Below are 14,091 nucleotides of genomic sequence, written 5' to 3' on the forward strand. Positions count from 1 at the left end.
ATTGTAGCACAAAAAATACATTATGTAGTTAAAATATTTAAAAGGGTATTCTTCATTAATTTTAAAGTTGTATCGATAATCTTAAATTTGTGCAAGTAGCAACAAAAATGTGTAAGAATCATAAATTTGGTATCTTACTCACGCATTTAGACTATTAACATTGAGCGCAACTACTGATATCGTCCAAAAACTCTGGAATCTCTGTCATGTCCTGCGGGACGACGGGATTACTTATCTCGATTATGTAACTGAATTAACATACCTGCTGTTCCTGAAGATGGCGCAGGAAACAGGGACAGAAAGCCAAATCCCAGAAGGCTGTCGTTGGGGTGATTTGGTAGTCAAGGATGGCATCGAACAGATGAACTTTTACCGCGCCACCTTGTTAGAGTTAGGTTCTAAAAATACGCCGCTACGGGTGCGGGCTATTTTTGCTAATGCCCAAACTGCCCTGAAAAAACCGCAAATTCTCAATAAGCTGGTCAAAAGCATTGATGAACTGGACTGGTACTCCGCGAAGGAAGAAGGTTTAGGCGATTTGTACGAAGGACTGTTAGAGAAAAATGCCGGTGAGAAAAAATCAGGTGCAGGGCAATATTTTACACCGCGTCCTTTAATTGATTGCATGGTGGAACTCATCAAACCGCAACCGGGGGAACTGGTACAAGACCCCGCAGCCGGGACTGGTGGGTTTTTAATTGCCTCAGATCGCTATATTAAAAAACATACCGATGATTTATTTGACCTCAGTGAAGCGGAACAGTCGTTTCAGCGTTACCAAGCATTCTGCGGTATTGAGTTGGTGCAGGATGCCCACCGACTGTTATTAATGAATATGCTGCTACATGGCATTGAGGGGGCTGTAGACTTGGGTGATACTCTCTCCAGTGATGGGCAGCAGTTACCAAAAGCCAATGTTATCTTAACTAATCCCCCCTTTGGGACGAAAAAGGGTGGCGGACTGCCTACACGGGATGATTTTACTTATCCTACGTCAAACAAGCAGTTAGCTTTTTTACAGCATATCTATCGCGGACTGTTACCCCAAGGACGGGCGGCGGTGGTGTTACCTGATAATGTGCTGTTTGAAGATGGTCAAGGGCGTAGCATCCGCGCTGATTTGATGGATAAGTGCAACCTACATACAATTCTCCGATTGCCTACGGGGATTTTCTACGCTCAAGGTGTCAAAACTAACGTGCTGTTTTTCCAACGGGGAACGACGGAGAAGGGGAATACCAAGCAGGTGTGGTTTTACGATATGCGAACGAATATACCTGTTTTTGGCAAGCGCACACCTTTAACTAGAGAGCATTTTAGGGCATTTAAAGAAGTTTATGGGGATGATGCTAATGGGGGAAGTCCGCGTGTAGATGAAGGGGAGTTGGGACGTTGGCGTTGCTTTACGCGGGAGGATATTGCTAAACGCGGCGAGAACCTGGATATCACTTGGCTGCGGGATGAAAGTTTGCAGTCGGGGGATGATTTACCTGAACCAGATGTGATTGCGGCGGCTATTATGACGAAGTTGCAAACTGCGATCGCAGAAATGGAGGCGTTGACGGCGTTGCTAGAAGGGGAGGAAGAAACCGAGGAAGGGACAGCACTTCTAGAATAAAAGCAAACCCACAGTAACTAATTGTTATGACCCAAGCCTTACCAAAAATAGTTACCTTTGACGAATTTATCGCGTGGTATCCCGAAAACTCAGGGGTACGCTACGAACTGCACAATGGGGAAATTGTCGAAATGGCACAGCCTACGGGGAAGCATGAAAGGATAAAAGGATTTTCGGCGGCTGAATTGACTTTAGAGTTTAGACGATTAAATCTCCCCTACTTTATCCCTACTCAAGCAATAGTAAGACCACCGGAAAGAGAATCAGGTTATTTCCCAGATGTATTAATCCTCAATGACGCTGCTTTAGCTGATGAACCGCTTTGGGAAAAATCTTCTACTGTGACTAAGGGTACATCAATTCCTTTAGTTATTGAGGTTGTCAGTACCAATTGGCGCGATGATTACTATCTGAAGCTGGCTGATTATGAGGAGATGAGCATTCCTGAATATTGGATTGTTGACTATGCAGCATTGGGAGCTAGGAAATTTATCGGTAATCCTAAACAACCTACTTTCTCAGTCTATCAACTAATTGATGGGGAATACCAAGTTACTCAGTTTCGGGGTAGCGATAAAATTATTTCTCCTACTTTCCCTGAGTTAAATTTGACGGCGGAACAAGTTTTTAATGCTGGTCAATAATTATTGGATGTACTCAATTATCAGAGGTAGGTAGTTAAGATGAGCGATAAACAATTGCTAGAGAGGATTAAATTCGACAAAAATATTTTAGCTGGTAAACCAATTATTCGGGGATTAAGAATACCAGTGTCAATGATTTTAGAATTACTAGCCAAGGGTGCTACTAATCAAGAAATTCTTGAAGATTACCCAGAATTAGAACCAGAAGATATACAAGCTGCGTTATTTTATGCTTATTATCTTATTTCTCAAGAAGAGGTTTTAGACAGAGTGACTGCACCTTAGACGATATATGAAAAATAAGTTTCGGATTCGTCAGGCTAATTTTGAATAGGTTGATTAAAAATAATTGATATTATTGAGTTTAGTAAATTATCAGAGGTAGGTATTAAAGATGAGTGCAGAACAAGAATTATTAAGCAATTGGCGTTCTCTTCCACCAGACAAACAAGAGGAAGTTTTAGATTTTGTAAAATTTATTCATGCAAAAATGGTGAAAACTCAACCTCTAACACCTGCAAATAAATCTCAATTGGGAAAACGTCTGCGGCAAATACGTGCCGAAATCGTTTCTTCTGGTGAACATTTGTTAACTCAAGATGAACTTGAAAAAGAAATTGCTAATCGTCGCGGTGGGTTACAGGAAACTGATACATGAAGATAAGTTTTATTGATTCTGGGGTGCTAGTTGCTGCGGCTCGTAGTGTGGGAGAATTATCAGAAAAAGCTCTTTCTATTCTAGAAGACTCTGAACGAGAATTTGCTTCCAGCGTGTTTGTTAAGTTGGAAGTAATTCCCAAAGCAATTTTTAATCAACGAACAAAAGAATCTGAATTTTACGAAACATTTTTTAGCGGTGTCACTTATTGGGCGAATGATTTAGACAAAATTGTTCAAGATGCTTATCAAATAGCTTCTCAGTATGGTTTAGCAGCTATGGACGCGCTACATATTGCGGCGGCGTTGTCAGTTGGTGCTGAGGAATTTGTGACGACTGAGAAAAAAACAAAGCCTATGTTTAGAGTATCTAGTATTAAAGTTATTTCTATTTTTGATTAATGTTTTATTGTCGATATTCTAGAGTAATGTCTAAAGGAGAAACAGAAATGCACAGTATTAAATTATCAAAGCGTGTCGGGGCAGATGGGATTTTACATTTAGATATTCCAGTAGGGATAACGGATAAAGAAGTAGAAATCATGGTGATTTATCAACCGCTAGAAAAACCAAATCAGCTAAAAACACCAGAGGAATTAGGTTGGCCTGCTGGTTTTTTTGAGCAGACTTATGATAGTTGTCAGGATGACCCCATTGTTATTGATTCTGAGGGTGATTTTGAAGAAAGGGAAATGAGAATAATTGATATTTAGGTTAAAGAAAGTATGGATAGTATAAAAATCAGATCCCATGTGGGTAAAGATGGAATTTTACATTTAGATATCCCTGTAGAAATGCCAGATACAGAAATTGAAGTCACGGTAACAATTAAAAGAGTTACACCACAACAACGGGGCTGGATGCCTGGTTTTTTTGAAGAGGTAATTGGTGGTTGGGTAGGAGAACCGCTAGAAAGACCAGAACAGGGAGAATACGAAACTAGGGAGCAGCTATTTTGATTTATCTGCTCGATTCAAATGTTTGTATCCGCTTAATAAATAATAGTAGTCCTGCGGTAACAAATCGACTGGCAGCACAACAACCAGAAGATATTTTAGTTTCTACAATAACCCAATTAGAACTGTACTATGGTGCTTACCCTAGCGCCCAACAAGAGAGAAATTTAGAAATATTACAACGTTTTTTTAGTCAGTTTACTATTATCCATTTAGATCCAGAAGCCGCAAGGATAGCAGGGAGAATTCGGGCTGAGTTGGCTGCTAGTGGTACGCCGATTGGCCCTTATGATGTGCAGATTGCTGCTATTGCAATGGCGAATAATTTGATAGTCGTTACGCATAATACAAAAGAATTTAGTCGAGTCAATGGGTTGCAAATTGAAGATTGGGAGGAAGAGACATGAGTTTTAATAAAATAGAACTCCCTGATGGTTGGTTATGGGCAAAAATTAGGGAATTAGGGGAGGTTGTAACTGGTTCTACTCCACTCAAGAAAAACCCTGCTTTCTTTGGCGAAAACATACCTTTTTATAAACCAACAGACTTAGATGCTGGTTATGAAGTTATAGAAGCTAGAGAGTATTTATCTGAACTGGGTGTTAGTCAAAGCCGGCTTCTTCCTGCCCTTTCAGTTCTTGTAACTTGCATTGGTGCTACAATCGGCAAAACTGGACTGGCACGAAAACCATGTGTTACAAACCAACAAATCAATGCCGTCATACTACCAAAAGAATATATTAGTCCTCATTATTTTTTCTGGATAATAAACAGCCCTAAAGGGCAACAAATAATTATTGAAAATGCTTCTTCTACTACATTACCAATTATAAATAAAAGTCGTTTTAGCGAATTAACCCTACCTCTCCCACCCCTCAATGAACAACGCCGGATAGTTGCGAAAATAGAGGCACTGAAGGCTAGGAGTCAGCGAGTGAAGGAGGAGCTTGAGGATATTCCTCAACTGCTAGACCAGTTCCGTCAATCTGTCCTCGCCGCCGCCTTTCGTGGCGACCTCACTGCTGATTGGCGGGAGCAGAACAGTAATGTTGAACCTGCTGAGGCTTTACTTGAGCGCATTCGTGCAGAACGTCGCCGCCGTTGGGAAGAAGCGGAATTAGAAAAGATGAAGGCGAGTGGTAAAACACCGAAGGATGATAAGTGGAAGGAGAAGTATAAAGAACCTGCGAGACTGGCACAGGATATACTATCAAGCTACCCAGACTCTTGGACTTTTGCACGAGCTGAAGAAGTATGTGATTTCATTACGAAAGGGACTACTCCAGCAGCACAAAAAATGTCTGCTCAATTTGGAGAAGTTCCCTTTATCAAGGTATACAACTTAACTGATCGTGGCTCTCTAGATTTTTCTATCAATCCAACTTTTATCACTAAAGATACTCATAATGGGGAATTAGCTCGCTCTAAAGTTTTTCCCGGTGATGTTTTGATGAATATTGTTGGCCCGCCACTTGGAAAAGTTTCAATTGTTCCAGATGATTACGAAGAATGGAACATGAATCAGGCGATAGCAGTTTATCGAGCAATGCCAGGAATTGAAAATCGTTATCTTTGCTACTGCTTGTTGTCAAATCAAATACTGTCCAATGCGGTACGATCTGCCAAGGCTACTGCTGGACAATTCAATCTTACATTAGAGATTTGTCGTGATTTACCCTTGCCAATACCTTCAACTTTGGAGCAGCAGCGAATTGTTAACGTATTAGAGCGTTGTTTTGCACTAGCTGATATGCTTGCGGAGCAGGTAGCTGATGCAAAATCTAAACACGAAATTCTCGACCAATCTATCCTCGCTAAAGCTTTTCGCGGCGAACTTGTACCCCAAGACCCAAACGACGAACCAGCATCCGTCCTGCTAGAACACATCCGCGCAGAACGTGCCAAACTCCAAACCAAAACAGCCGAAAAATCCACACTTCGACTAGGCTCAGTGACCACCACCAAAACCAGCGCACGACGTACCAAAAAAACACAACCACAACAAGAAGAATCGGTGCAGCTAGACCTGGGGTTAGAGTAGCGAAGACAAACTAGCGATCGCACCAACTCAATAACTCATCCTCTCACAGCAGAGCTTGACACCCTCTATTTATCGCACAAAAGCAGCCAGAGCAAGCATTTCGCCCTAAATCGTGGAATGTCCCTGAATCCCTGCCAAATCTCTAAAAAGCTAAAAAGCTAAATTTAGCTAAAGTCAAAAAGCTAATTTTACAAAAAGCTAAAAAGATAATTAGCTAAAATTATTAATTGACAAAATAATCAAATGAGTTTAAGTTAATTGGCTAATTTAATAAATTACTAAAAATATATATGTTGACCATTACCGTAAGCTCCTTGAGTGGCGGACAGGGCAAGACGACGACCTCACTGTTCTTGGGGCGGCTGCTATCACGCCAGGGCTTGCCCACCTTAATGCTAGACTCCGACCCCCAGCATAATCTCACCACCTATCTGGGGTTTGAGTTAGAACCCAACCAACCAACCCTATTGGAATTTCTCAAAAAAACAGTCGCACCAGAAGACTGCATCTACCCAACACAAGACAACGACAACTTATTTCTTATCCCCGCCGACGACCAACTTGATACCGTACAAGATTATTTATCTAACAGTGGAGTGGGTGCAACCTTACTCAAGCGACGATTGGAAGCCATCAGCAAAATTTTTAAAGTGTGCATAATTGATGCCCCACCCCAGCGATCGCAAATTTGTTTGACAGTCATCGGCGCAGCAGATTTTTTGATTATCCCCGCCGAAGCATCAGTTAAAGGTTACGGTTCGCTGGTGCGGACACTGGACTTACTCAGTGGCTTGCAAGATGTCGGCGCAACGAATGCCCAAGTATTAGGTGTTTTACCCTTCCGCGATCGCTGGTTTGGGAACACCCAAGCCCAAGAAAGTCGGGCGGCTGTAGATGGAATGCGTGACGAAGTTGGCGAGGAGTCAGTTATACCCTCAATCCGCGAATCAGAACGTTACAAACAAGCCATCAACAAACGTACAACTTTGAGCGAGTTGGGATATACCGATTTGGAATATCCATTTGAGATTTTAATTGAGAAAATTCACGCTGCACTTGGGGGTAAATAATAATGTCCGATAACGTACTCAACCAACTACGCAATAAGCGCAATCGCCCCACAGTTGAACCACGCCAAGATGCACTCGTTCCCAAAGTACAACCCGAACCCCAAACAGAAGAACAAAACTCACCACAGGAAACCAGCCCAGTACCAGCTACCGACAACCCAACTGCTACACCAGCAGACACAATCGCTGAACTCCAAGCCGAGCTTGAAAAGTACCCCGAAACACGACGACATTCAGCGATCGTCCTTGAAAAAGACCTCGACCAAGAATTAACACGCTTTTGTAAAGACAGGGGAATCACAGTTGAGGTATTTTTAGAAGCTGCTTGGACTTTTGCTAATGCAGATAACGCACTTTTAGAAAAAATCACCACAGAAGCCAAACGCCGCTACGACCAACGTAAGCGAGTTGGTCAAATTAAACGGTTAATCACTATGTTGAGTAATTCAGCTAAGTGATCAATGTTGGGCGATCGCCGAGATAACAGCAAATAGTCATGCCTACCCCTGCCATATCGATAATTTGCCCTTAATTACATTATATAGTATATTTGTACTAACAATGATTTCACAGATGATGAGGCTTAAATCTTAGTATGCTGTTGGAGGAAAAAGCTGAAACCCTTTACAAGATAGGGTTGCACTAACTTTGAAGATTAACTAAAAATCTTTACAAACTGCTTAAAACTCTTGTCACATTAAGCTTTAAAATTAAAATATCAGTGATTCACCCCAAGACTGAATCAAGACGTAATATAATGCAGAATCCACTGCATTTACCTTGGGGGGAGCTTTGCGTTTTCAGTTTAAAAAAAAGAAACTCGAAGCACTTTACACAGAAGAAAAAGATGCTCATAAATACCCAGGTGTGGTTGATGACTTTTTTGAAGTCATGGCGATTATTGATGCTGCTGTAGATGAGCGAGACTTATATGCTCAAAAAGGGTTGAGATTTGAAAAGCTCAAAGGAAAACGAGGAAAAAAAGGACAGCGTTCCTTACGTTTAAATGATCAGTGGCGTTTAATCGTGACAGTGGATGAGGATGACCAGGGGAATTACCTCACAATAATTGACATCGAAGACTACCACTAACCGAGACAGCAGGGGATACAGCAATATGAGCCAGAATCTAGTACCAGCAAGAGTACCAACACCGGGGAAAATTTTAAGTCGAGAATTAGAAGCCCGTGGCTGGACACAGAAAGATTTAGCAGAAATTATGAGTCGTCCAGTTCAAACTATCAACGAAATTATCCGAGGAAGCAAGCAAATTACACCTGAAACAGCTATCGAATTGTCCCAAGCATTGGGGACTTCTGCTGAGTTTTGGACAAACCTCGAAGCTAAGTATCGGCTGCATCTAGCTTTAAAGGAAAAAAAGGAGCAAGATATAGCTCGTAAAAGTCGATTGTATACTATTGCTCCTATTTCTGAACTAATCAAAAATGGGTGGATTCAATCAGCAGATTCTATTAATGAATTAGAACATCAAGTTTGTAATTTTTTCGGCATATCTTCTTTAGATGAAACACCAAAATTGGATGTTAATTTCCGTTGTTCAGAGCATCGTGAGCCAGAGGAAACATCTCGAATAGCTTGGGTAAAGCGAGTAGAAAATCTAGCTAAACAACAAAATGTTGCTAATTTTGAACGTACCAAACTAGAGGCTGCTATCCCGGAAATTTTAGCTTGTGCTGAACAAATAGAAAGTATCGTGCGGATTCCTAAATTACTAGCAGACTTAGGCGTACATTTTATATTTGTGCCGCATTTGAGCAAAACTTATTTAGATGGTGCAGCCTTTTATTTAAACAGCAATCCCGTTATTGCATTGACATTGAGATATGACCGGATTGACTCATTCTGGTTCACCCTCATGCACGAGTTAGCGCATATTGTTTTAGGACATCAAGGAGCTTACTTAGACAACTTGGATGCTTTAGAAGAGAATGACGAGGAAAGAGAGGCTAATCAAAAAGCTGCTGACTGGTTAATACACCCTCAGATATTAAATGAATTTATAGTCAGGAGTAAAAAACTCTTTTCTCGTAAAGCAATTGAAGAATTTGCTCTTGATCAACAAAGACATCCAGGTATAATTCTTGGTCGCTTACATTATGACAAATTAGTTCCCCATAAAAACTTGAGGACGTTACTCGTCAAAGTTAGTCCGATTTTGAACACATGGATTGATAACTAGGTTTACATAATTGATTAACTTTAGTACAAACCTATCCAGGCAAGTAAAGACTACTGCGATCGATCAGATGGTCAGGCGTAGCCCATCGCCCATCTGATCGATCGCGCTTAGGGGTTCTAATTCCCGCACACCGTGGCGGAAAATTATCAGCATGAGTGTATAATCTACCCCCAATTAGAGTTAAATTATTAAGTCAGTCAGAATCTTCACTCTCTTCAATTTGAGGTTTTGCAGTCTTACTCCGATTTAGCTGCAACAAACAAGTTATGGATGTAGGAATAATGGCAGTAGCTAAAGGGATATAACTAGAGTTTTTAGCTGCTAAACCAAGCGGTAGCAATGCAATAGCTACCAAAGAAATATTCAAAAAAACTTTATTCATGACGAGAATCTAATCCGATACCGCATGGATTACAAAATAATGTCGATAGACAATTAACGAGAAGACTCATAGATGATGGCAACTGCAAAAAAGCAGAAGATAAACACTGCGATGCGTACAAGCCACTCCCATAGGCTTGGAGATAATAGCATTTGAACAATTGTGTCAACTCCAAAAACTTGAGAGATGACATACGCGATCACGAAACCAAACAGACTCAGCAGGAAAAATTTCAGCACCTTACAAGCCGAGTTGAATAAGAATTTACCATCGTCAGTTAGATGATGTTTCATGGTTTTGCCCTTTTTTAAGAGTGAAATTTGGGGATAAATACACCTTCGGTTACAACAAACTATTGACAAATGCAACAGCCCTCTATGTTGTATGTAACTTCCAACAAAAATGCTGGTTCATGTGGGTTTCCACTTGAACCAGCATGTGATTAGTATCTAATCCTCAAGGCTAGTTGGATATTAACGAGTAGATATTTAATTGTTAGTAAGTGTCAGCTGTACCAGCTGCTCTAAATGAAGTGTGTAAAAACTAGGAGGACAGAATTTATTTTTCCTTCACCACTCAAAAACTATTAGCTTATTAGCTAGTCTTTATTCGCTGCCCTCTATAAAATATTTCCACTTTGCCAATAAATGACCTAGAGTCGGGGAATTCCACTCTAACAATCCCGAAACCACTGATTATTGCCACAACAAAAACTCTGGAACGAAAAAAATCAATCGCGCTATTAGGAGGTTGCTGCGACAACAAAGTGGTCATGCCCAAGGGTGATGGGGTAAGACCGTACTCCTTAGCTACATGAATTAGCTCCTCATAAGGACAGGTGATTGAGTGTCTATTCGGAAAAGTAATCCTTTGGTTATCTTTCCCAACTCTTTTGAGAGAAGCATAATACGGACTTTCTGTCCCAATAAACCTGGGCAGACTGTCTAGACACTCTTTTAGGGAAGGTTGCATAAAGTCATTGTGAGTCATAGGTCTACTCTTGCCAGAGCGACTATGACTCGCCCTTTTGGCTTATACGTACAATAACTTACTATAATTTATTTTGCAAGTGTGGTTACTTATTTTGACTTATTGTCTATTTATTTTAGTTTAAAACCTCTACATAAAGTTGCTATGTAATTTTATTAAGGCTATAATTGCTAGAATGTATGTACCTAACTGTAACAGCAATGGCAAAACCCTCTTTGAAAGCATCTCCGAAAGGACTCCAGCAAGCACATGAGGCTTTTACCAAGCGAGAATTCACACAAGAGTCTCTAGCTGCTCAACTGGGTTGCAATCGTTCTGTTATCAGTAAGTTTTTTAACGGCGAGAACGTTTGGGAAAAGTACTTTACAACCATTTGTGAAGCGTTAGAAATTGATTACCAAAAGATTGTGTATGGATATTTAGCACCTTCAGCTCAAAATTTAGTTGAAAAGGTGCGGACTCAGGTAAAAGAACTAACCCAAGAGTTGTGCGGAACGATGCGTATATTAGATATGACGCAACCGATTGAGTTGAGTCAAATCTATACTGATGTGAATATTTTGGAGAAGTTAACAGCGCTCCGACGTAAAACAATTGATGAATTACTTAAAGAATGTGGATATGATAATTTTGACAGATTTGGGTTAGGTAAAGTTGTAGAAAAGCGACTTCTTGGCGTAAAAGCAGTTGAAAAATATAAAAAATTAATTGTACTAGGAAAGCCAGGATCTGGTAAAACTACCTTTTTAAGATATCTAGCAGTTCAGTGTAATCAAGGTATTTTTCAACCTCACCTTGTACCTATTTTTATCCCTCTAAAATATTTTGCTGAAGATCCAACTCAACCTAGTTTATTGGAATATATTAGGCAGCAGTACTCTGGGTGTGATGTAACAGAAGAAGAACTTATCGAATTATTTAAGCAGGGTTCTGCCCTGATTTTACTGGACGGATTAGATGAAGTTAGCGCCGAATATCAAGAGCATACTTTAAAAGAAGTTAGAAGTTTTTCTCGGATATATTTTGACAATCATTTTGTCATCGCTTGTCGAATTGCGGCATGGGAGTATACCTTTGATAAATTCACAGAAGTAGAGATAGCTGATTTTGATGATAAACAAATAAATGAATTTGCCAACAATTGGTTCAAAAATAAATCAGTCAAGTCAGAGAAGTTTATTAAGTACCTAAATAAGAATAATCGTATCTATCAATTAGCCGTCACTCCTCTGTTACTAACTCTTCTATGCTTAGTATTTGAAGAATCTGCTAGTCTACCAAATAGTCGTTCGGAAAGTTATCATGAAGGATTAGATGTTTTATTAAAAAAATGGGATGCCAAACGTGGAATTCATCGAGACCAAATTTATCAAAAATTATCACTTCCACGCAAAAAAGATTTACTTCGTCAAATTGCTTACAGTACTTTTGAAAAGGAGAAGTATTTTTTTACGCCATTAGAAGTCAAGCTCATTCTGAAAAAATATATCGAGAAAATATCAAATTTTGATAGTGATTCAAATATTTCACAGGGTGATATTGAAGAGCTTTTGAAAGCTATGGAAGCTCAACATGGGATTATAATTGAGCGAGCTAAAGGAATTTATTCATTTTCTCACCTCACTTTTCATGAGTATTTTGTTGCTAAAAGAATTGTTAGCTTAATCCCACAAACATCAGATGAAGAATTACATCAGGATGAGGACTTTAAAAATAATGATAAATTCCCAAATTCTGAAGCGGATAACAAATTAATAAGTAATCAGAAATTACAAAAAGATCAAGAAGAATTACAAAAGCTACTTAAACATCTAAAAGACCGTAAATGGAGGGAGATTTTCCTTTTAGTAGCAGAGATATTATTAGATGCTAGTAACCTTTTTAGATTGATGAGGGAGAAAGCCGATCAAATCTTAGAGGGAAAAGATAATCTACAGAAATATCTGAAGCTTGTAAATAAAAAATCTCAATCGCTACTTCAACTATTTCAGATAAAAGATAATCTAGAAGCAAAGAAATTTTCTGCTGCTATTCGTGCATTTTATTTTGACATTGATTATGACATCGACCCAGATAGACAGCTTTGCTTTTTGTTGGAACCACGAACAAAGTACTTAACTTGTGGTAATTGTTTTACTCGTATACTTAAAGAGATTAATAGCTTGGAAGAAGGTATTATTCATGCTCAAAAATATGACGACATGACTGATGAAGCAAGTATAAAAGTAATTAATGCAGCTTCTGCTGATGAAATTATGAAAATTGCTGTTAATTATGGTATAAAATCTAAAAAAATACGGCAAGATAATCGAGAAGAACTAGAGAGGATAATGAGTGATTTTTTTGAAGTAAATAATACTATGCAAGAAAATGAAGAGAGATTAAAGCACGGTGCAGATAAAGTCAGAGAAGTCGCAAGTAAAAAACTATTAGGTGATCAATTGTTAGGAGTTAGTTTTAAAGATTTTAACGAAGAAGATCAACAAAGCCTTAAAGATTATTATTATGTAAATAAGCTGCTAATAGACTGTTTACTTCAAACAGATTGCCTTGTTACTTTTCAAGTGCGTGAAGAAATTTTGGAAACATTATTTTTACCAAAAATTCTATGAAATTTGTCTATTCTTTGATTTACAAATTAGGTTTTACATATTTCTTTAATTTCCAAAAACTCTTCCTTCATTGATATTAACCTGAAGAAAATTCTCTAACTTAAATGCTATTAAATTCATCAACTGTTCGAGCAATTAACTTAAAACCTTCTTTTATAACTCCTCAATCTCCAGAAAAGGCACGTACATTATCAGAAAGAATTGTCTATCTTCTTTCTAATACTCACCAGATGCTTCCAGAAGCTGAGACAATCCTTAACACCTTATACCGAGATTTGCCAATAATTTTGCATTCAGCATTTACTGATGAAGAATCTGTAGCACTTTTGGAAGTTCATAAAAGTCTTTATAATATCTATGAAGTAAGTCTTAGCCACCCCCTATCACCAATTTGTATACACGAACATAGCCCCTGGCTATTAACAATTCGTAATCAAATTGAAAAGGCATGGCTTAATTATGAACTGCCACGCATTCAAAAACAATTACCATCTGCGTCTGAAGCAAAACACCCAAAATTACTTCGTGATTGGTTTGTTCAACAGGCACACACAGAATCGGATCTCGATAAATGCTTGTTAAACTTTTTAAAAAACCAAGCATCTATTGAGCAATTCAATATATTTATACTCTCAGATGCGACTTTAAACTATCGTTTTTGCGATGCCTTAGCTTTAGCACAACTCCACTTTTCAGAAACAGTGAAAGCTGAAATCGTTCATAATATGTGGGATGAGTGTGGTCATGGAGTAGCAGAGAAGTCACACGGTAGGCAGTTCACGCAGATGCTTGCTTCCCTTGGTCTAGAGCAACCAACACTCCCCATTTGGGAAGACTGGCGACCCTACGCAGGTCATAACCTGTACTTTTGCTTCGGTTTGAACCGGAGACACTATTTTAAGGGAATTGGAAGTTTAGGGA

General features: G+C 39.2%; 16 protein-coding genes. 15 read left to right on the top strand and 1 reads right to left on the bottom strand.

What is annotated here, in order from left to right; translation table 11 throughout:
* Positions 1–160: 160 nt before the first annotated feature.
* From H6G14_RS24925 to H6G14_RS24985, 13 genes are all read left to right on the top strand, one after another.
* Positions 161–1,618, top strand: a complete 1,458-nt coding sequence (locus H6G14_RS24925; protein WP_190570598.1) for a class I SAM-dependent DNA methyltransferase — start codon at positions 161–163, stop codon at positions 1,616–1,618.
* A 26-nt stretch (positions 1,619–1,644) separates the two neighbouring features.
* Positions 1,645–2,262: a Uma2 family endonuclease gene (locus H6G14_RS24930; protein ID WP_190570600.1), complete on the top strand. Its 618-nt coding sequence runs from the start codon at positions 1,645–1,647 to the stop codon at positions 2,260–2,262.
* A 39-nt stretch (positions 2,263–2,301) separates the two neighbouring features.
* Entirely contained in the window at positions 2,302–2,547 is a 246-nt protein-coding gene (locus H6G14_RS24935; protein WP_190570602.1) for a DUF433 domain-containing protein, read from the top strand.
* Between the two features lie 109 nt (positions 2,548–2,656).
* Positions 2,657–2,920 (top strand): DUF2281 domain-containing protein, encoded by a 264-nt coding sequence (locus H6G14_RS24940; RefSeq protein ID WP_190570604.1) that lies wholly within the window; start codon positions 2,657–2,659, stop codon positions 2,918–2,920.
* Entirely contained in the window at positions 2,917–3,321 is a 405-nt protein-coding gene (locus H6G14_RS24945; RefSeq protein WP_190570606.1) for a type II toxin-antitoxin system VapC family toxin, read from the top strand. Before H6G14_RS24940 ends, H6G14_RS24945 begins: the two co-directional genes overlap by 4 nt.
* A gap of 47 nt (positions 3,322–3,368) precedes the next feature.
* Positions 3,369–3,632, top strand: coding sequence for a hypothetical protein (locus tag H6G14_RS24950; RefSeq protein ID WP_190570608.1), 264 nt, complete (start codon positions 3,369–3,371; stop codon positions 3,630–3,632).
* A 12-nt stretch (positions 3,633–3,644) separates the two neighbouring features.
* On the top strand, positions 3,645–3,878 hold the full coding sequence (locus tag H6G14_RS24955; protein ID WP_190570610.1) for a hypothetical protein: 234 nt from the start codon (positions 3,645–3,647) through the stop codon (positions 3,876–3,878).
* Positions 3,875–4,282, top strand: a complete 408-nt coding sequence (gene vapC / locus H6G14_RS24960; protein ID WP_190570613.1) for a type II toxin-antitoxin system tRNA(fMet)-specific endonuclease VapC — start codon at positions 3,875–3,877, stop codon at positions 4,280–4,282. The genes H6G14_RS24955 and vapC overlap by 4 nt, the downstream gene beginning before the upstream one ends.
* Complete coding sequence (locus H6G14_RS24965) at positions 4,279–5,916, top strand: restriction endonuclease subunit S (RefSeq protein WP_190570615.1); 1,638 nt, start codon at positions 4,279–4,281, stop codon at positions 5,914–5,916. Before vapC ends, H6G14_RS24965 begins: the two co-directional genes overlap by 4 nt.
* A 290-nt stretch (positions 5,917–6,206) precedes the next feature.
* Positions 6,207–6,986, top strand: a complete 780-nt coding sequence (locus H6G14_RS24970) for a ParA family protein (RefSeq protein ID WP_190570617.1) — start codon at positions 6,207–6,209, stop codon at positions 6,984–6,986.
* Positions 6,987–6,988: 2 nt separating this feature from the next.
* Positions 6,989–7,444, top strand: coding sequence for a carboxysome distribution maintenance protein McdB (locus H6G14_RS24975; RefSeq protein ID WP_190570619.1), 456 nt, complete (start codon positions 6,989–6,991; stop codon positions 7,442–7,444).
* A 334-nt stretch (positions 7,445–7,778) separates the two neighbouring features.
* A complete protein-coding gene (locus H6G14_RS24980) occupies positions 7,779–8,078 on the top strand; it encodes a type II toxin-antitoxin system RelE/ParE family toxin (protein ID WP_190570621.1) in 300 nt (99 codons plus the stop codon).
* Positions 8,079–8,103: 25 nt separating this feature from the next.
* Positions 8,104–9,186, top strand: coding sequence for a HigA family addiction module antitoxin (locus H6G14_RS24985; RefSeq protein ID WP_190570623.1), 1,083 nt, complete (start codon positions 8,104–8,106; stop codon positions 9,184–9,186).
* A 193-nt stretch (positions 9,187–9,379) separates the two neighbouring features.
* Here H6G14_RS24985 and H6G14_RS24990 read toward each other — a convergent pair whose 3' ends face one another.
* Positions 9,380–9,568, bottom strand: coding sequence for a hypothetical protein (locus tag H6G14_RS24990; protein ID WP_190570624.1), 189 nt, complete (start codon positions 9,566–9,568; stop codon positions 9,380–9,382).
* A gap of 1,190 nt (positions 9,569–10,758) precedes the next feature.
* Here H6G14_RS24990 and H6G14_RS24995 point away from each other — a divergent pair.
* On the top strand, positions 10,759–13,170 hold the full coding sequence (locus H6G14_RS24995; protein ID WP_190570627.1) for an NACHT domain-containing protein: 2,412 nt from the start codon (positions 10,759–10,761) through the stop codon (positions 13,168–13,170).
* A gap of 104 nt (positions 13,171–13,274) precedes the next feature.
* A partial coding sequence (locus H6G14_RS25000) for an iron-containing redox enzyme family protein (RefSeq protein WP_190570629.1) occupies positions 13,275–14,091 on the top strand: 817 nt, incomplete at its 3' end.

The sequence above is a fragment of the Nostoc parmelioides FACHB-3921 genome (genome assembly GCF_014696625.1).
Classification (GTDB): domain Bacteria; phylum Cyanobacteriota; class Cyanobacteriia; order Cyanobacteriales; family Nostocaceae; genus Trichormus; species Trichormus parmelioides.